11 protein-coding genes and 1 tRNA gene are annotated in these 19,787 nt (G+C 32.8%); 9 read left to right on the forward strand and 3 right to left on the reverse strand.

Features of this window, described 5'->3' with window-relative positions; all coding sequences use genetic code 11:
* Positions 1-60 precede the first annotated feature (60 nt).
* The 3 genes from GQR95_RS16080 to GQR95_RS16090 all read right to left on the reverse strand — a co-directional run bounded on the left by GQR95_RS16080 (position 61) and on the right by GQR95_RS16090 (position 10,259).
* A complete protein-coding gene (locus GQR95_RS16080; protein WP_159024100.1) occupies positions 61-7,569 on the reverse strand; it encodes a hypothetical protein in 7,509 nt (2,502 codons plus the stop codon).
* Positions 7,570-8,112: 543 nt separating this feature from the next.
* Positions 8,113-9,510 (reverse strand): AraC family transcriptional regulator, encoded by a 1,398-nt coding sequence (locus GQR95_RS16085; RefSeq protein WP_159024101.1) that lies wholly within the window; start codon positions 9,508-9,510, stop codon positions 8,113-8,115.
* A 674-nt stretch (positions 9,511-10,184) separates the two neighbouring features.
* Positions 10,185-10,259: transfer RNA gene (locus tag GQR95_RS16090), tRNA-Pro, on the reverse strand.
* A gap of 90 nt (positions 10,260-10,349) precedes the next feature.
* On the opposite strand from GQR95_RS16090, the gene GQR95_RS16095 reads away from it, so the two are divergent.
* From GQR95_RS16095 to ric, 9 genes are all read left to right on the forward strand, one after another.
* Positions 10,350-11,456: a PQQ-dependent sugar dehydrogenase gene (locus GQR95_RS16095; protein ID WP_159024102.1), complete on the forward strand. Its 1,107-nt coding sequence runs from the start codon at positions 10,350-10,352 to the stop codon at positions 11,454-11,456.
* 35 nt (positions 11,457-11,491) lie between these two features.
* Positions 11,492-12,100, forward strand: coding sequence for a uridine kinase (gene udk / locus GQR95_RS16100; protein ID WP_159024103.1), 609 nt, complete (start codon positions 11,492-11,494; stop codon positions 12,098-12,100).
* Positions 12,097-12,432 (forward strand): septum formation initiator family protein, encoded by a 336-nt coding sequence (locus GQR95_RS16105; RefSeq protein ID WP_159024104.1) that lies wholly within the window; start codon positions 12,097-12,099, stop codon positions 12,430-12,432. The genes udk and GQR95_RS16105 overlap by 4 nt, the downstream gene beginning before the upstream one ends.
* A complete protein-coding gene (locus GQR95_RS16110) occupies positions 12,419-13,795 on the forward strand; it encodes a methylmalonyl-CoA mutase subunit beta (protein ID WP_159024105.1) in 1,377 nt (458 codons plus the stop codon). The genes GQR95_RS16105 and GQR95_RS16110 overlap by 14 nt, the downstream gene beginning before the upstream one ends.
* A gap of 17 nt (positions 13,796-13,812) precedes the next feature.
* Positions 13,813-15,207, forward strand: a complete 1,395-nt coding sequence (locus GQR95_RS16115) for a methylmalonyl-CoA mutase family protein (RefSeq protein ID WP_159024106.1) — start codon at positions 13,813-13,815, stop codon at positions 15,205-15,207.
* 7 nt (positions 15,208-15,214) lie between these two features.
* Positions 15,215-15,685: a cobalamin-dependent protein gene (locus tag GQR95_RS16120; RefSeq protein ID WP_159024107.1), complete on the forward strand. Its 471-nt coding sequence runs from the start codon at positions 15,215-15,217 to the stop codon at positions 15,683-15,685.
* 563 nt (positions 15,686-16,248) lie between these two features.
* Positions 16,249-16,683 carry an Rrf2 family transcriptional regulator gene (locus tag GQR95_RS16125; protein WP_159024108.1) on the forward strand — a complete coding sequence of 145 codons (435 nt, stop codon included), beginning with the start codon at positions 16,249-16,251 and terminating at the stop codon, positions 16,681-16,683.
* 74 nt (positions 16,684-16,757) lie between these two features.
* Positions 16,758-19,007 (forward strand): nitric-oxide reductase large subunit, encoded by a 2,250-nt coding sequence (locus GQR95_RS16130; protein WP_159024109.1) that lies wholly within the window; start codon positions 16,758-16,760, stop codon positions 19,005-19,007.
* Between the two features lie 13 nt (positions 19,008-19,020).
* The gene (gene ric / locus GQR95_RS16135) at positions 19,021-19,743 is read left to right on the forward strand and encodes an iron-sulfur cluster repair di-iron protein (protein WP_199269620.1); all 723 of its coding nucleotides are present in this window, start codon (positions 19,021-19,023) and stop codon (positions 19,741-19,743) included.
* Positions 19,744-19,787 lie beyond the last annotated feature (44 nt).

Consider the following 19,787-nt stretch of genomic DNA (forward strand, 5'->3'; position numbering starts at 1 on the left):
TTGCATCTGTTGGATCATCTGAAAGATCTGAAACTGAAGTTCCTTCAGGATCTGTTCCGGTTACTGTTGCTTGATTTGTTCACTTCCTGAATCTATATCTGATTGTGTAATCGTATAAGTAGCAGTGAATGTTGAAGAATCACTAGCGCCTGGTGCTAAACTTGCAAGACTTCCTGTTACAGATACTAATGCATCTGAGATTGAAATATTTGTAAGTGTTACATTTCCGGTGTTAGTCACTTTAAAGCCGTATGTGATTGTCTCACCTGCATCTGCAAATCCGTTTCCGTTAGCATCACTAAAAGTTCCCGTTTTTTCTAATGAAATACTTGAAGGTGCATCGTTAAAATTTGTTACCGTAATATCATCAGGTTCACCATCGCCATTTGCATCAACGTTTGTTGCATCTGTTGGATCATCTGAAAGATCTGAAACTAAATCTCCAGCAGGATCCTCACCTTTTACTGTTGCTTGATTTGTTACACTTCCTTTATCTACATCTGCTTGTGTAATGGTATAAGTTGCTGTGAATGTTGTAGAATCACTAGCGCCTGGTGCTAAACTTGCAAGACTTCCTGTTACAGATACTAATGCATCTGAGATTGAAATATTTGTAAGTGTTACATTTCCGGTGTTAGTCACTTTAAAGCCGTATGTGATTGTTTCATTTACATCTGCAAATCCGTTTCCGTTAGCGTCATTAAAAGTTGACGTTTTTTCTAAAGAAATACTTGAAGGTGCATCGTTAAAATCTGTTACCGTAGCATCATCAGGTTCACCATCGCCATTTGCATCAAGGTTTGTTGTATCTGTTGGATCATCTGAAAGATCTGAAACTGAAGTTCCTTCAGGATCTGTTCCGGTTACTGTTGCTTGATTTGTTACACTTCCAGAATCTACATCTGCTTGTGTAATGGTATAAGTTGCAGTGAACGTTGTAGAATCACTAGCGCCTGGAGCTAAACTTGCAAGGCTTCCTGTTACAGATACTAATGCATCTGAGATTGAAATATTTGTAAGTGTTAAGTTTCCAGTGTTAGTCACTTTAAATCCGTAAGTGATTGTTTCACCTACATCTGCAAATCCGTTTCCGTTAGCGTCATTAAACGTTCCCGTTTTTTCTAAACTCATACTTGAAGAGCTAGAGAAATCTGTTACCGTAGCATCATCAGGTTCACCATCTCCATTTGCATCAACGTTTGTTGCATCTGTTGGATCATCTGAAAGATCTGAAACTGAAGTTCCTTCAGGATCTGTTCCTGTTACTGTTGCTTGATTTGTTACACTTCCTGAATCTATGTCTGCTTGTGTAATCGTATAAGTTGCAGTGAACGTTGTAGAATCACTAGCGCCTGGTGCTAAACTTGCAAGGCTTCCTGTTACAGATACTAATGCATCTGAGATTGAAATATTTGTAAGTGTTAAGTTTCCAGTGTTAGTCACTTTAAATCCGTAAGTGATTGTTTCACCTACATCTGCAAATCCGTTTCCATTAGCGTCATTAAATGTTGACGTTTTTTCTAATAAAATACTTGAAGAACTAGAGAAATCTGTTACCGTTTTATCATCAGGTTCACCATCGCCATTTGCATCAACGTTTGTTGCATCTGTTGGATCATCTGAAAGATCTGAAACTGAAGTTCCTTCAGGATCTGTTCCGTTTACTGTTGCTTGATTTGTTACACTTCCAGAATCTATGTCTGATTGTGTAATGGTATAAGTAGCAGTGAACGTTGTAGAATCACTAGCGCCTGGTGCTAAACTTGCAAGACTTCCTGTTACAGATACTAATGCATCTGAGATTGAAATATTTGTAAGTGTTACGTTTCCAGTGTTAGTTGCTTTAAAGCCGTAAGTGATTGTTTCACCTACATCTGCAAATCCGTTTCCGTTAGCGTCATTAAACGTTGACGTTTTTTCTAAAGAAATACTTGAAGAGCTAGAGAAATCTGTTACTGTTTTATCATCAGGTTCGCCATCGCCATTTGCATCAACGTTTGTTGCATCTGTTGGATCATCTGAAAGATCTGAAACTGAATCTCCAGCAGGATTACTTCCTGTTACTGTTGCTTGATTTGTTACACTTCCAGAATCTATATCTGATTGTGTAATCGTATAAGTTGAAGTAAATGTTCTAGAATCACTAGCGCCTGGTGCTAAACTTGCAAGACTTCCTGTTACAGATACTAATGCATCTGAAATTGAAATACCTGTAAGTGTTACGTTTCCGGTGTTAGTGACTTTAAATCCGTATGTGATTGTCTCACCTGCATCTGCAAATCCGTTTCCGTTAGCGTCATTAAACGTTCCCGTTTTTTCTAAAGAAACACTTGAAGGAGAATCTGTAAAATCTGTTACCGTAGCATCATCAGGTTCACCATCGCCATTTGCATCAACGTTTGTTGCATCTGTTGGATCATCTGAAAGATCTGAAACTATATCTCCAGCAGGATCCTCACCTTTTACTGTTGCTTGATTTGTTACACTTCCTTTATCTACATCTGCTTGTGTAATGGTATAAGTTGCTGTGAATGTTGTAGAATCACTAGCGCCTGGTGCTAAACTTGCAAGACTTCCTGTTACAGATACTAATGGATCTGTAATTGAAATACCTGTAAGTGTTACGTTTCCGATGTTAGTCACTTTAAATCCGTAAGTAATTGTTTCACCTACATCTGCAAATCCGTTTCCGTTAGCGTCATTAAATGTTGACGTTTTTTCTAATGAAATACTTGAAGGAGAATCTGTAAAATCTGTTACTGTTTTATCATCAGGTTCGCCATCCCTATTATCATCAACATTTGTTGCATCAGATGGATCATCTGAAGTATCTGAAACTGAAGTTCCTTCAGGATCTGTTCCTGTTACTGTTGCTTGATTTGTTACACTTCCATTATCTACATCTGCTTGTGTAATGGTATAAGTAGCAGTGAACGTTGTAGAATCACTAGCGCCTGGTGCTAAAGTTGCAAGGCTTCCTGATACAGATACTAATGGATCTGTAATTGAAATATTTGTAAGTGTTAGGTTTCCAGTGTTAGTTACTTTAAAGCCGTATGTGATTGTTTCACCTACATCTGCAAATCCGTTTCCGTTAGCATCATTAAACGTTCCAGTTTTTTCTAAAGAAATACTTGAAGGTGCATCGTTAAAATCTGTTACTGTTTTATCATCAGGTTCGCCATCACCATCTGCATCAATGTTTGTTGCATCTGTTGGATCATCTGAAAGATCTGTTACTGATTCTCCAGCAGGATTGCTTCCTGTAGCTGTTGCTTGGTTACTTACACTTCCTTTATCTACATCTGTTTGTGTAATGGTGTAAGTAGCAGTGAATGTTGTAGAATCACTAGCGCCTGGTGCTAAACTTGCAAGGCTTCCTGATACAGATACTAATGCATCTGTTATTGAAATATTTGTAAGTGTTACGTTTCCAGTGTTAGTTGCTTTAAAGCCGTAAGTGATTGTTTCACCTACATCTGCAAATCCGTTTCCGTTAGCGTCATTAAACGTTGACGTTTTTTCTAAAGAAACACTTGAAGGAGAATCTGTAAAATCTGTTACCGTAGCATCATCAGGTTCACCATCGCCATTTGCATCAACGTTTGTTGCATCTGTTGGATCATCTGAAAGATCTGAAACTATATCTCCAGCAGGATCCTCACCTTTTACTGTTGCTTGATTTGTTACACTTCCTTTATCTACATCTGCTTGTGTAATGGTATAAGTTGCTGTGAATGTTGTAGAATCACTAGCGCCTGGTGCTAAACTTGCAAGACTTCCTGTTACAGATACTAATGGATCTGTAATTGAAATACCTGTAAGTGTTACGTTTCCGATGTTAGTCACTTTAAATCCGTAAGTAATTGTTTCACCTACATCTGCAAATCCGTTTCCGTTAGCGTCATTAAACGTTCCCGTTTTTTCTAAAGAAACACTTGAAGGAGAATCTGTAAAATCTGTTACCGTAATATCATCAGGTTCACCATCTCTATTATCATCAACATTTGTTGCATCAGATGGATCATCTGAAGTATCTGTTACTGATTTTCCTTTAGAATCACTTCCTTTTACTGTAGCTTGGTTACTTACACTTCCTTTATCTACATCTGCTTGTGTAATGGTATAAGTTGCAGTGAACGTTGTAGAATCACTAGCGCCTGGTGCTAAACTTGCAAGGCTTCCTGATACAGATACTAATGGATCTGTAATTGAAATATTTGTAAGTGTTAGGTTTCCAGTGTTAGTCACTTTAAAGCCGTATGTGATTGTTTCACCTACATCTGCAAATCCGTTTCCGTTAGCGTCATTAAACGTTCCCGTTTTTTCTAAAGAAATACTTGAAGGTGCATCGTTAAAATCTGTTACTGTTTTATCATCAGGTTCGCCATCGCCATTTGCATCAACGTTTGTTGCATCTGTTGGATCATCTGAAAGATCTGTTACTGATTCTCCAGCAGGATTGCTTCCTGTAGCTGTTGCTTGGTTACTTACACTTCCTTTATCTACATCTGTTTGTGTAATGGTGTAAGTAGCAGTGAATGTTGTAGAATCACTAGCGCCTGGTGCTAAACTTGCAAGGCTTCCTGATACAGATACTAATGCATCTGTTATTGAAATATTTGTAAGTGTTACGTTTCCAGTGTTAGTCACTTTAAATCCGTATGTGATTGTCTCACCTACATCTGCATAACCATTACTGTTAGCATCATTAAACGTTCCTGTTTTTTCTAAAGAAATACCTGAAGGTGCATCGTTAAAATCTGTTACTGTTTTATCATCAGGTTCGCCATCGCCATTTGCATCTACGTTTGTTGCATCTGTTGGATCATCTGAAGTATCTGTTACTGATTCTCCAGCAGGATCCTCACCTTTTACTGTTGCTTGATTTGTTACACTTCCTTTATCTACATCTGCTTGTGTAATGGTATAAGTTGCTGTGAATGTTGTAGAATCACTAGCGCCTGGTGCTAAACTTGCAAGGCTTCCTGTTACAGATACTAATGGATCTGTAATTGAAATATTTGTAAGTGTTACGTTTCCAGTGTTAGTCACTTTAAATCCGTAAGTAATTGTTTCACCTACATCTGCATAACTATTACTGTTAGTATCATTAAAAGTTGACGTTTTTTCTAAAGAAACACTTGAAGGTGCATCGTTAAAATCTGTTACTGTTTTATCATCAGGTTCGCCATCTCCATTTGCATCAACGTTTGTTGCATCTGTTGGATCATCTGAAGTATCTGTTACTGATTCTCCAGCAGGATCCTCACCTTTTACTGTTGCTTGATTTGTTACACTTCCTTTATCTACATCTGCTTGTGTAATGGTATAAGTTGCTGTAAATGTTGTAGAATCACTAGCGCCTGGTGCTAAACTAGCAAGAGTTCCTGATACAGATACTAATGCATCTGAGATTGAAATACCTGTAAGTGTTACGTTTCCGGTGTTAGTCACTTTAAAGCCGTAAGTAATTGTTTCACCTACATCTGCATAACTATTACTGTTAGCATCATTAAAAGTTGACGTTTTTTCTAAACTCATACTTGGAGAGCTAGAGAAATTTGTTACTGTAGCATCATCAGGTTCACCATCGCCATTTGGATCAACGTTTGTTGCATCTGTTGGATCATCTGAAGTATCTGTTACTGAATCTCCAGCAGGATTGCTTCCTGTTGCTGTAGCTTGGTTACTTACACTTCCTGAATCTATGTCTGATTGTGTAATGGTATAAGTTGCCGTGAATGTTGTAGAATCACTAGTTCCTGGTGCTAAACTTGCAAGACTTCCTGTTACAGATACTAATGCATCTGAGATTGAAATACCTGTAAGTGTTACGTTTCCGGTGTTAGTCACTTTAAATCCGTATGTGATTGTCTCACCTGCATCTGCATAACCATTATTATTGGCGTCATTAAAAGTTGCGGTTTTTTCTAAACTCATACTTGGAGAGCTAGAGAGATTTATTACTGTTTTATCATCAGGTTCTCCATCTCCTTCTGTATCAACATTTGTTGTATCTGCAGAATCATCTGAAAGATCTGAAACTGAATTTCCATCAGGATAAGTTGCTGTAGCTGTTGCTTGGTTAGTTACACTTCCAGAATCTATATCTGCTTGTGTAATCGTATAAGTTGCAGTGAATGTTGTAGAATCACTAGCGTTTACTGCTAAACTTGCAAGAGTTCCTGGTACAGATACTAATGGATCTGTAATTGAAATATTTTTTAAGGTTAAATTTCCACTATTTACAACCGTAAATGCATAGGTAATTGTTTCACCTGCATCTGCATAACCATTACTGTTAGCATCATTAAATGTTCCAGTTTTTACTAAATCTATACTTGAATAAGAACCTGTAAAGTCTGTTACTGTAACATCATCTGGTTCTTCATTATTGTCAAGATCGACATCTGTATCATCTGAAGGATCATCTGAAGTATCTGTAATCGTATTCCCTTCAGTATCTACTCCAGTTACCGTAGCTTGATTGCTTACACTTCCATAATCTATATCTGATTGTGTAACAGTATAAGTTGCAGTGAACGTTGTAGAATCACTAGCGTTTACTGCTAAACTAGCTAAAGGACCTCCTGAAACAGTTGCTTTTGGATCTGTTATTTGAATATTTGTTAAAGGTACATTTCCAATATTAGTAACTTTAAATGCATAAGTAATAGTTTCACCAGGATCGGCATAACCACTATTATCAGTATCATTAAAAGTTCCTATTTTTTCTAAACTAAATTTAGGATCACATAAATCCCAACCACGAGCACTACCTGTAATATATGTAGGCCCTTGTACTTCTTGACTGATAATTACGGTGTTATCCGTTTTTTTGTTCCATGGCATAGTATTAAAAGCATTCCCTCTATATAATTCTAAAGGAAACAAAGGCCCTCCAGAGGTTTTACTTCCAAATAAAGACACAGTACCATTAGGATCTATACTTACTCTTATTAAAGGAGCAGAAGCAGAACCTGTCATTTCCCAAATCCTAGATGTATCAGTTTCATATGCATCACCATCTTGAAATTGAACATTTATACCAGTAGTACGAGAACTTTGAAATTGTAATTCATCTACAGCTAAATCAGTTCCATTAATATTTAAATTAAAAGAATTGTCCATAGTATAAATGTCAAATTCAAACCCGTAAGTTGTACCTGGCTGAGTAATAGTAACTGCGTTATTCCCCGTTTTAGAATAAGAATTTCCATTAACTTCTACAATACATACATCATCAGCTTCCGCTTCAGATGTTTTATTGTCTTCTTTATTGATTACTTCTATATTAGTAACATTGTCGCTACTTAAAATAGGTTCTTCAACTTCTTCTATACTATTGTCTGCTGTGGTCCTTTCTATCAAACTAGAAAGTGAGTGTAGATAATTTGAACCATCTGCATAAAGGTCGTAACCTTTAAAAAATAAAAACATTGCTAATACAATATAGGATATTGTACGCGCGCTTGTTTTAAATTCTTTTTTGCTAACAGAAAAAGCAAATTTATTATTCAATAAATCTTTTAATGCTGTTAACACCAAAATGTAAAATTGTTTCATTTAGATATTTATCTTTTAATTTCTAAAGCTTTAACAATCTTCACAAACCATATTTATATTTGTGACAGATATGCAACAAAACTACATAAAGGGCGCAACTTAAGGTGAATTATATATGTTCAGATTCGCCAATATAGACACACTAAATCAAGACATAAAACAGACATACTAAACAGGCACAAACAACAACTAAACCACTAAAAAACAAATAATTAAACAAAAGAACACAAAAACAAAAAGCACAATATGGTAGAGTAAAAACAATACAAGGACAATAGTCTGTTAAAAAACTGTGAAATATTATGATTTTTAGTAAAAAACCAATATCTGAGTAAAAAATAGCACATATAAATTGTAAAAGGCCTTAGGTTGAAGAATCCAAAAAAGTCTTCTTATATATACAATAGTATATATGAAAACTTAAAATATTAGTCATAACAGATTATAAAACTTTAGAAATTTCAAAACATGACATTTTTGAAGTATATGACGTAAATAAAAAATGCTTTGTTTATGACAAGAGAATAATAAAGGGAGACCTCTTTATTTTACTATTATATTCTCTTCTTGTAATTTATTATTTTCTTTACTTATTTTATTAATAAAGACAGAAGGACTTAAACCTTTCTCTTTTTTAAAAACAGCCGAAAATTTACTATGTGAAGAAAAACCACATTCGGAAGACAGATAACTAATCTTATAATTTAAATATTCTGGATTACTGATTAATTTTTTTTCAATAAAACAAATACGCAACTCATTTATATAATTATTAAAATCTTTCTTTTTATGCTTATTTATAACATAGGAAAGATATTTAGTATTTATGCGAAATTCTGAAGACAACTTAGACAAGGTAATATTGGAATTTGTATATCCATGCCCACACTCAAATTTATTTAATTTTTGAAGAATAAGCTGTTCTGTTTCTTCAGACATAAAATGATCCAAATGGCTACAATCATTTTTAGAAGATTCTATTTTTGTTAATCCTAAATCTCTATCTAGAACCACCCCGTTAGTCTGATTTTTTAAATTAGATATGGTTTCTTTAAATTTTTTGTTTTCTTTTATTTGATTTCTTTTTGTTAAAAAAACAAAAAACAAACTGGCTAAAAGTAATAAAGTAACACCTATAATAATGGTTTTTAATTGAGAAGAATTTGCTTCCTGGTTTTTTAAAATACGGTTAACCTCTATATTTAAAACTTCTTTTTTACTTTTCTCTAAATCTTCACCCTGATCTAGATATTTTTTATAATATAAATTATAATTTACAACATCTCCTGTTACCTTATAAAAACTTGATACATTTTTATAAATATGCTCCAGTAATACTTTATAATTACCTGCCTCTGCAATTTTTAATGCTTTATTCAAAAAAACAATTGCCTGATCATATTTTTGCTCATCTAATAGAACTTGCCCTTTTCCATTAAAAGCTTGGCTAACAAATTCAGAATTATTTATTCCAATCTCATTAAATAATTTCAGAGATTTATTAAAATGAGATAATGCAGAATCATTTTGTTTTAAATCTATAAAACTTTCTGCCATAAGAACAGAATTCATCCCAATAAAAAGTTTTCTCTTTTGTGCTGTTTTTTGTTTTTCAAAAAGCTTATTAGCCTGTTTTAAAATATTTATAGATTTATTATAATGTTTTTCACTTTTAGCATATTGTGCTTTTTCCTGAAAAACGAGACCAAAATATAAATCGGAAATATCCTTATCCTCAATTTTTTTTGCATTTTCAATACCAAGATCGAGGTACTTTTCTCCTAAACCTTTCAAGCCAATCAATCTGTATTGTGACGCTAAAAACCCATCTATTCTAGCCAACCATTCATAATCTGGTATAGAAACAGCTAATTTTTCAGCTTTTAAAGTAATTTTAATAGCTTCTTCCCTTTTAGCTTGTTTTACTAAAATATCAGACATAAGCATAAGAGACCTTACTTTATAAAGGTCTGCTTTAGAAGCTTTATATAAAGAATCTGCTACATTTTTTGCTCTATTTACATCTATAGAGGTAAGTCTTACGGCTGTATCGTAAAAAATACTATCATATCTACTCTTTTCTTGCGCACTAGACGCTAGAGAGAAGGTTAAAAGAAATATTAGGGCATAAAATTGCTTCATGTAATTTATTTGGTGATCAAAATATAAAAATTAACATTTAATTAATTAAATTACAAATAACTTTTTTAAAAATTATCATATAACTACTATATGTCTTAAAATATTATTTTAATAATCATCTTTCTTCAAGATTGGTTAAAGTCCAAATCTTACTTTTATGCTTTTTACTGAAAAAATAACATGGACTAGGGAGGAAATAAAAAATTGAATTAATTTTCACTTAATTCAGCCAACAAAGATACTCCTAATCTTTAAATTTTAAAAGAAATCGAACTATAAAATCGATATAAACAAATATATTCAACACACCATTATGGTGTTTTTAAAAAGCATTATAAAATTGTATAAAACAGAAGTTCAATAGAAGTATTGAAAATACAACTTACAAACAGTTACCTGTTTAATTTTATGAAGACTTGTAGAAAAGGTCTAAAACTAAAAAAAGCCTTACATTAAATGTAAAGCTTTCTTTGTCGGGGTGGCAGGATTCGAACCTGCGGCCTCCACGTCCCAAACGTGGCGCGATAACCGGGCTACGCTACACCCCGATGGTTATTGAGGGTGCAAATATACACCTTTTCTTGAAAAACAAATGTTTTTTTTTACTAAATTGTAACTATCACTCTAAAATAATTATCATGACACTTATAAAGCCTTTATTATCAATAGTTTTATGTCTACATGTTTTTACTTGTGCTCAAGAAAAAAAAGGTAATAATACAGAATACACATACAAAGTTGTTGTTTCAGGTATAGATAACCCTTGGGGATTTGTATTTCTACCAGATCAATCCTTATTAATTACAGAAAAATCTGGGGAATTAATTCATTTTAAAAATAATAAAAAAACTACAATTTCAGGTTTACCAGACATACCCCAACTAGGTCAAGGTGGTTTATTAGATATTGCGCTTCACCCAAATTATAAAGACAATGGCTGGATTTATTTTAGCTACGCGTCTTCTAAAGGAGAAAGCTCCGGAGCAAATACGGCTTTAATGCGCGCTAAAATAAAAAACAATACTCTAATTAATAAAGAACTTCTATATAAGGCTACTCCTAATTATAGTAGCGGAGATCATTTTGGTTCACGCATTCTTTTCGATGCTAACAATTACGTATTTTTTAGCATTGGTGAACGTGGCCAAAGAGATATAAATCCACAAGATATTACTCGAGATGGAGGAAAAATTTATCGTTTACATGATGATGGTTCCATACCTAAAGACAACCCATTTGTAAATTTACCAAAAGCTAAAAAAGCCATTTATTCTTACGGACATAGAAATCCGCAGGGTATGATTATAAATCCGGTAACTAATAAAATTTGGGCTCACGAACACGGTCCAAAAGGAGGTGACGAAATAAATATTATTTCAGCAGGAAAAAATTACGGATGGCCACTTGTTACTTATGGTATAAATTATTGGGGAACATCTATTACAGACCACACAGAAATGGAAGGCATGGAATCTCCTATACACCAATGGACACCTTCTATTGCGCCTTCAGGCATGTGCTATGTAACCTCTAACAAATATGCTGGATGGCAAAATAATATTTTAGTAGGTTCATTAAAATTTCAGTTTTTAGATCGCTGTGTTATTAAAAATAATACCGTAATAAAAGAAGAACGCTTACTAGAAAATGTAGGCCGAATTAGATCTGTGGTTCAAGGTCCTGACGGATTTATTTATGTTGGCATCGAAAATGTTGGAATAGTTAAAATTATTCCGAAGAATTAACCTTAAATTTGCCCATTCACTAAATAAAAAAATCAATGTTAATAATAGGTCTTACAGGAGGTACTGGTTGTGGAAAAACAACTGTAGTTAATCAAATTTTAAACGAACTTCCAGAGGCAGAAGTTGGCATAATATCTCAGGATTCCTACTATAACGACACCTCTCACCTATCTTACGACGAACGTAAACTTATTAATTTTGATCATCCAAAATCTATAGATTTCGACTTACTTGTAAGCCACTTAAAACAACTTAAATCTGGACAACCAATAGAACAACCTGTATATTCTTTTGTAAAACACAATAGAACGGGAGACACTATTTTAACACATCCAAGAAAAGTAATGATAGTTGAAGGGATTTTAATCTTTACACATCCTGATATTCGCGAATTATTTGATATAAAAATATTTGTTCACGCAGATAGTGACGAACGATTAATACGTAGATTAAAACGAGATATTGCTGAACGCGGACGCGATTTAGATGAAGTTTTAAACCGTTACCAAACAACATTAAAACCAATGCATCAGCAATTTATAGAACCTATGAAAGAGTATGCAGATATTATAATTCCAAATAACAAATTCAATACTGTAGCGATAGACATCGTACGTACTATTATAAATGAAAAGCTAATATGAAGTTGAATTTTTTCAATAATAAATATATAAAACCTTTTAAAAATCCTTTTGTTATTCCTGGGATTGGCTTTGCAGTGTGGATGCTTTTCTTTGACAGCAACTCCTATTTAATTCATAATGAATTGAATAACGACATAGACGATCTTAATAATAAAAAGGAATATTATATTAATGAAATTACTAAAGATCGTAAAGCTTATAAAAAATTAAACACAGAAGAAGGTATCGAGAAATTCGCAAGAGAAACCTATTATTTAAAGCGTGAAAAAGAAGATATTTATATTATTGAATATGAAGATAGTTTAAAAACAAAAACAAATGAGCAACACTAATTTGTTTGAAGCATTTAATTCTGTATCGGCAAAGGGGTGGAAACAAAAAATTCAGTACGATTTAAATGGCGCCGACTACAATAATACCCTTATTTGGCAAACACCTGAGGATATTAATGTTAAGCCTTTTTACAATAAAGAAGACTTAACAGAAGGAGCTTATAATTTTAAATCTAGTAAAAAGTCATTTAAAATTACTCAAACTATTTTTGTTAATTCTGAAGATAAATCCAATACTTTAGCTAAAAATGCATTGCAAGATGGAGCAGATGCATTACTATTTATTATTGCAACAGCACACTGCGATTTAGATAAATTATTAAAAGATATAGATTTATTTTCTGTTCCTATTTATTTTGATTTGCAATTCTGTGCTTCTAAATTTATAGAAAAAATTAATGCTTTAGCTTTAGAAAACGAAGCTTCCTTTTATGTTAATTTCGATATTATTGGTCATTTAACAGAAGACGGGAATTGGTACTCTACACTTCAAGCAGATCATAAAACGCTAGAAACTGTTCTAAAAAATTGTATTCATTTAAAAAGCAGTGTCAGTGTAAATCTTGTAGGTTACCAAAACGCTGGAGCAACTATTACACAGCAACTTGCTTATGGCCTAGCTCATGCTAACGAATATTTAAATACATTTTCTAAACTATTTTATACTAAAATTACATTTAAAGTTTCGGTAGGTTCTAATTACTTTTTCGAAATTGCTAAACTTCGTGCTTTAAGACTTTTATGGCATACTTTAGCTACAGAATACGATGTTAACACACAATGTAACATTATAACTATTCCTACAAAACGAAACAAAACCATTTACGAAAGCAAAACAAATATATTACGAACAACTACCGAATATATGAGTGCTGTTTTAGGCGGTGCAGATAATATTTGTAATGTTCCGCACGATACTATTTTTCGTAAAAATCATACTTCTGCAGAACGTATGTCTAGACATCAATTACAAAGTTTAAAAGAAGAACATGGTTTTGAAAATGTAACAAATCCTACAGATGGATCTTATTATATAGAAGCTCTAACACAGCAATTAGCCGACAAAGCACTAACCCTTTTTAAAGATATTGAAGCTCAAGGCGGATTTTTAAAATTATTGAAAGACGGCCTAATTCAGAAAAAAATAAAAGAAAGTGCTCAAAAAGAACAAGAATTGTTCGATAATGGCGAATTAACTCTAATTGGAGCAAATGCACATTGCAATACAGAAACCGTAATAAAAGATAAATTAGAACTGTATCCGTTTGTAAAACAAAATCCGAGAAAAACATTATTGGAACCTATTATACCAAGACGTTTAGCCGAAAACAGTGAACAAAACAGATTAAAATCTGAAAATTAGTATATCAAAAACAGAACATGAGTAGAAAAAATCTACAACATATTACTTTAAAGACTGCAGAAAGTGCGACAAAAAATCTTCAGGATAACGTCAAATTTTCTTCGGGAGATCATACTATAAAATCTGTATATTCTAAAACAGATCTTGAACATGTAAATCATTTAAATTTTGCCGCTGGAATGCCGCCATATTTACGCGGAATCTCATCAACTATGTATGTCACATCTCCTTGGGACACACATTTGCATACCACATTAACTTCTACAGATAATTTTAATTGTTTTTTAAAGGATAGATTTACTGCTGGACAACGTGAGTTTCTATTAGAAATCTCTACTAAAAACGAATTTACCCCAGAAACTTTAGACGATTTTAAAGCGCTTTTTAAAGATATTCCGCTACAAGACATTAGTTTTTATTTTAATACTAACACTTGTATTTTACCACTTTTAGCATTCTTTATTACAACAGCAGAATCTCAAAATTTAAAACTTGCTTTTTTAAAAGGAGGATATAATATTGATGCTATTACAAATTTAAACACTCTAAAAACAACTAAAAATTCAAGTTTAGAGGCTTTAGTTTTTTCAAACACCTATTTACCTCTTTTTAATCGTATTTCTATATCTACGGCTTCATTACAAAATCAGATTTTTAATCCAGAAATAGAATTAGCGATACTGCTTATTTGTGGAAATAATCAAATAGAAAAAGGCTTAGATTACGGATTAAAAATAGATGATATTGCCACTCGCCTATCTTTTAGTTTTTCTATTGGATTGCATTATTTTTCTGAAATCGCGAAACTTCGAGCAGCTAGAATGTTATGGGCTAAAATTGTAAAATCGTATGAGCCTAAAAACGATACATCTTTAGCATTACACATAAAAAGCCTTACAAATACCAACACATTACCTAATGCAGACATATATAGTTCTGTAACAAAATCGACTATAAAAGCTGCTTCTGCTATTTTTGGAGGCTCACAAAGCTTAGAAACACATACGAATAGAAATTCTAGTCCAGAATTAGAACGATTAGACCATAATATACAATGGTATTTAAAAGAAGAAACTAAAATTACAAAAACAGTCGATCCTTGGGCTGGTAGTTTTTATGTAGAAAAACAAACTCACGATATTGCAATAAAAGCATGGGGAATTTTTGAAATATATAAAGAAACAGGAACGTTTTCTGAAGCCATTCAAACAGAATTAAATAAATTAAAAACAGATAATTCTCAGAAAAACTCAACAATTACAAAAACTGATTGTGATAATACTATTGCAAAAACACATCTTTTAAACATTACAAAAGCAGTTAAACAAAACACGTCTAATGTATTAGAGTTAACCATAGAAGCCGTTAAAAACGGAGCTAGTTTTATTGAAATTTATAAGGTATTAAATTAATATTAGTATGAAAAGTATTGAAAAAACAGACCAATCTTCTTTTTTAAAAGCAAAAGCGCTTACAGATACTTTTGCAGAACGAGAAGGAAGACGCCCACGTATTTTACTTTCTAAATTAGAACAAAACACCCACGACCTGAATATTAAGCATATTGCTTCTGCGTATGCAGATCTTGGTTTTGATGTAGACCTTGGTCCTTTATTTCAATCGGCTAAAGATATTTCTAAACAAGCTATAGAAAACGATGTACATGCCATTCATTTAAATGGCTTGATTCCTAACGCTATACCAATGGTTGCAGAAATTATTGAAGCGCTTAAAACATATAATCGTGACGATATTTTGATCGTTTTAGATGGAAATCACTTATCTGAAACTGACCATAAAATATTGTATAATCTTGGTGTTCATGTAATATTAAGACCAAACACCACAACAGATATTGCTGCTATTAAAATTTTAAATGAAGTAAGCTAACATCATCACATACTATATCCATCAATTAAATTTTTATTAGGATTAACCTTCATTTTTATAAACCTTATTTTTGTTTTAAAGGTTGAAACATGAATAATAAAACCTTAAAGTCATCCAAAACACAACATATTTTAGAACCATTTTGGGTTTATGAATGGCTTTAGCAGCTATTGGTCATCTTACATTTCAGCATGAATAATTTAAAGCACAAGTTCCTTATTGGATCCCCCTGGAAAAGATTAATCTGGTTGTTCTTTTTTAGACTATATTAATTTTTTTGAGCATTATGGTTTACAGCTACTTTAAAATATTTTAACCATAAACTTCAATAAAAATTTACAATTTTAGTAAGTCCATTTCTAACACACCTAAATTATTCCTAAAAACAAGTTATAAAGTCTCACCTTGTTTCCTTCATATTTAGTTATATTTAAGCACATTATCTGCTTTTTTTTTATAGGTAGATAACTCACATTTTAATCTACAATATATAACAATATTTTAATTCGGATAAATTTGTCTGAATTAAAATTTGTATCTATATTTGCTTAAAAATATAATATATGTTTTCAAAAGCCTGTGAATACGGCATCAAAGCTTCTATTTTTATAGCCTTAAATTCTTTAGAACACAGACGTGTGGGACCAAAAGAAATATCTAAAGAAATTAATTCTCCTGAAGCTTTTACTGCAAAAATTTTACAAGCCTTAGTAAGAAACAATATTGTTAATTCTATTAAAGGCGCACACGGTGGTTTTGAAATAGATAAAAAAGATATTAAAACCATTATGTTAGCAGATATTGTTAATGCAATTGATGGAGACAATATTTATAAAGGTTGTGGCTTAGGATTACAACAGTGTAATGCAGACAAACCCTGCCCTATGCATGAAAAATTTAAATTGGTAAGAGCCGAATTGAAAAATTTGTTAGAATCTACAGATTTAGAATCTTTAGCATTAGACATAAAATTAGGAGAATCCTTTTTAAAAAATTAAAAAAAAATTTACCTGTAAAGAGGACAATTTTGTCCGAATTAAACTTAAATTAATGAACTAACTATTTTTTAATCATGAACAAAGAAAAAAAACTATGGATCATCTTTGCTGCTGTTGTAGCGATTTCGTTTAGTGTTTTAGGCTATTACGGCTTCGAAATTTATCAACAATCGCCACCTGTACCTAAAGCAATCGTATCCACCAACGGTGAAACCATTTTTACTGAAAACGATATTCAAGACGGACAAAATATTTGGCAAAGTATTGGAGGCCAAGAACTAGGTTCTGTTTGGGGGCACGGTGCCTATGTTGCACCCGATTGGACCGCAGATTGGCTTCACAGAGAAGCTGTATACATCTTAGATTTATATGCTCAGAACGATTTTAATAAACCATATGATAAGCTCACAGATGAACAACAAGCAAGCCTAAAAGTACGTCTTCAAAACGATGTTAGAAAAAACACTTTCAATAAAGAAACAAACACCATTACTATTAGCGAAAATCGTGTAAAAGCCATTAATCATTTAAGTGAATACTATCATGGGTTATTTACTAACGATCCTACTTTCGATAAACTTAGAGCCGACTATGCAATCCCGAAGAACACGATAAAAGATGAAGCTAAAATGCATAAAATGAATGCATTTTTTTTCTGGGCTACTTGGGCAACCGTAACCGAAAGACCAAATAGTAAAGTAAGTTATACGCATAACTGGCCTGCAGACGAATTGGTTGGTAACGGACCTACTATGGATTTAATGGTATGGTCTGGTGTAAGTATTATTTTACTTATTCTATGCATTGGTGTACTTGTTTTTTATCATGTTAAATCTGGAGAAGACGAAGAAACACCACCGCCTGCAGAAGATCCGTTATTAAAACAAGGCATGACACCAAGTATGCATTTAATAAAAAAATATTTTTGGGTAGTAACTTTACTTATGGTATTACAAATGTTATTAGGTATAGTAACTGCACATTATGGTGTTGAAGGTGATGGATTTTATGGCTTTGCTTTAGATCAGATTTTACCGTACTCGGTAACTAGAACTTGGCATACACAATTGGCTATATTTTGGATTGCTACAGCATGGTTAGCTACAGGGTTATATATCGCTCCAGCAGTTTCTGGTAAAGATCCAAAATTTCAAAAATTTGGAGTCAACTTCTTATTCATAGCACTCCTAATTATTGTATTAGGTTCTATGATTGGACAATGGTTTGGGGTTATGCAAAAACTAAACCTAGTTAATAATTTCTGGTTTGGCCATCAAGGTTACGAATATGTAGACTTAGGCCGTTTCTGGCAAATCTTCTTATTTGTTGGTCTTCTGCTTTGGTTAGCTTTAATGGTAAGACCCTTATTACCCGTATTAAAACGTAAAACAGAAGAAAAGAATTTAATTATAATGTTCTTAATATCGTGTACTGCAATCGCGTTATTTTACGCTTCAGGATTAATGTGGGGACAACATACCAATTTAGCAATAGCAGAATATTGGAGATGGTGGGTTGTACACTTATGGGTAGAAGGTTTCTTTGAAGTTTTTGCTACAGTTGTTATCGCATTCTTATTTGTTAGATTAGGCTTATTAAAAACAAAAACAGCCACTTTAAATGTGCTTTTAGCGACTATTATATTTATGTCTGGTGGTATTTTAGGAACCTTTCATCACTTATATTTTTCTGGAACACCAAAGGCAATTATGGCCTTAGGAGCTACATTTAGTGCTTTAGAAGTTGTACCACTAACTTTAATTGGTTACGAAGCCTACCACAACTATAAATTATCGAAAGCAACCAAATGGATTGTAGATTACAAATGGCCCATTTACTTTATGATAGCCGTGGCATTCTGGAATTTCTTAGGTGCAGGAATCTTCGGATTTATTATTAATCCACCAATCGCATTATACTATGTGCAAGGTTTAAACACCACACCTTTACACGCACACACTGCTTTATTTGGAGTATACGGAATGCTAGGAATTGGATTGATGCTATTTGTACTAAGAAGTTTATACCGCAATGTGCAATGGAACAATAAACTATTAAAAATATCCTTCTGGTCGTTAAACTTTGGTTTATTAGGAATGGCATTAATAAGCCTACTTCCTATGGGAATTTGGCAAGCTATTGAAAGTATAGAACACGGCATGTGGTACGCCCGCTCATCAGAATTAATGCAAAATCCAGACATGATTACCTTAAAATGGTTAAGAACCATTGGCGATGTTATTTTTGCTATAGGAATTGTAACAATTTGCTGGTTTGTATTCGACTTAACGTTAAAAAATAAAACACAAAAAAATAACAATTAAAATATATAATACTATGGAAGCTATTACACAAAAACACGTAGGTACATTTGTTGCAGAAGACTTTAGAACTGCAGCTGTATTTACTAAATATGGTATCGACTTTTGCTGTAGAGGAAATCGTTCTTTAGAAGAAGTTTGTAAAAAAAACGGAATTTTAACGAGTGAATTGGTTGATAGTTTAGAACATGTATTAAACTCTAAAACCGATCAATCTATAGATTACAAATCTTGGCCTTTAGATTTATTAATTGATTATATAGAGAAAAAACATCATAGATATGTGGAAGAAAAATCTCCTATAATCAAACAATTTTTAGATAAACTATGTAAAGTTCATGGAGAAAGACATCCTGAGTTATTTGAAATTAATGAATTATTTACGGCATCTGCTGGTGAATTGGCTCAACATTTAAAGAAAGAAGAACTCGTTTTATTCCCTTTTATAAAAAAACTACTAAAGGCAAAAGCAACCAATACACCTTTAGAAGCCCCAGGCTTTGGTACGGTAAAAAATCCAATTGCAATGATGATGCAAGAACACGATAATGAAGGTGTACGTTTCAGACAAATTGCAGACATATCAAATAATTACACACCACCTGCAGATGCTTGTAATACTTACAAGGTAACCTTTGCAATGCTAGAAGAGTTTGAGCAAGATTTACATCTTCATATTCACTTAGAAAACAACATTTTATTTCCTGCTGCCGAAGTTTTAGAAAGCCAGTTTAGTTAATAAAAGTAATTAATGTCTTAAATTCCGGGTGTATAATTAATATA

It is taken from the genome of Formosa sp. L2A11 (genome assembly GCF_009796865.1).
Classification (GTDB): Bacteria; Bacteroidota; Bacteroidia; order Flavobacteriales; family Flavobacteriaceae; genus Formosa.

Excerpts from the sequence above, each read along its gene's own strand:
- GQR95_RS16080 (WP_159024100.1), bottom strand. The coding sequence starts at position 7,569 with ATGAAACAATTTTACATTTTGGTGTTAACAGCATTAAAAGATTTATTG.
- GQR95_RS16085 (WP_159024101.1), bottom strand. The coding sequence starts at position 9,510 with ATGTCTGATATTTTAGTAAAACAAGCTAAAAGGGAAGAAGCTATTAAA.
- GQR95_RS16095 (WP_159024102.1), top strand. The coding sequence starts at position 10,350 with ATGACACTTATAAAGCCTTTATTATCAATAGTTTTATGTCTACATGTT.
- udk (WP_159024103.1), top strand. The coding sequence starts at position 11,492 with ATGTTAATAATAGGTCTTACAGGAGGTACTGGTTGTGGAAAAACAACT.
- GQR95_RS16105 (WP_159024104.1), top strand. The coding sequence starts at position 12,097 with ATGAAGTTGAATTTTTTCAATAATAAATATATAAAACCTTTTAAAAAT.
- GQR95_RS16110 (WP_159024105.1), top strand. The coding sequence starts at position 12,419 with ATGAGCAACACTAATTTGTTTGAAGCATTTAATTCTGTATCGGCAAAG.
- GQR95_RS16115 (WP_159024106.1), top strand. The coding sequence starts at position 13,813 with ATGAGTAGAAAAAATCTACAACATATTACTTTAAAGACTGCAGAAAGT.
- GQR95_RS16120 (WP_159024107.1), top strand. The coding sequence starts at position 15,215 with ATGAAAAGTATTGAAAAAACAGACCAATCTTCTTTTTTAAAAGCAAAA.
- GQR95_RS16125 (WP_159024108.1), top strand. The coding sequence starts at position 16,249 with ATGTTTTCAAAAGCCTGTGAATACGGCATCAAAGCTTCTATTTTTATA.
- GQR95_RS16130 (WP_159024109.1), top strand. The coding sequence starts at position 16,758 with ATGAACAAAGAAAAAAAACTATGGATCATCTTTGCTGCTGTTGTAGCG.
- ric (WP_199269620.1), top strand. The coding sequence starts at position 19,021 with ATGGAAGCTATTACACAAAAACACGTAGGTACATTTGTTGCAGAAGAC.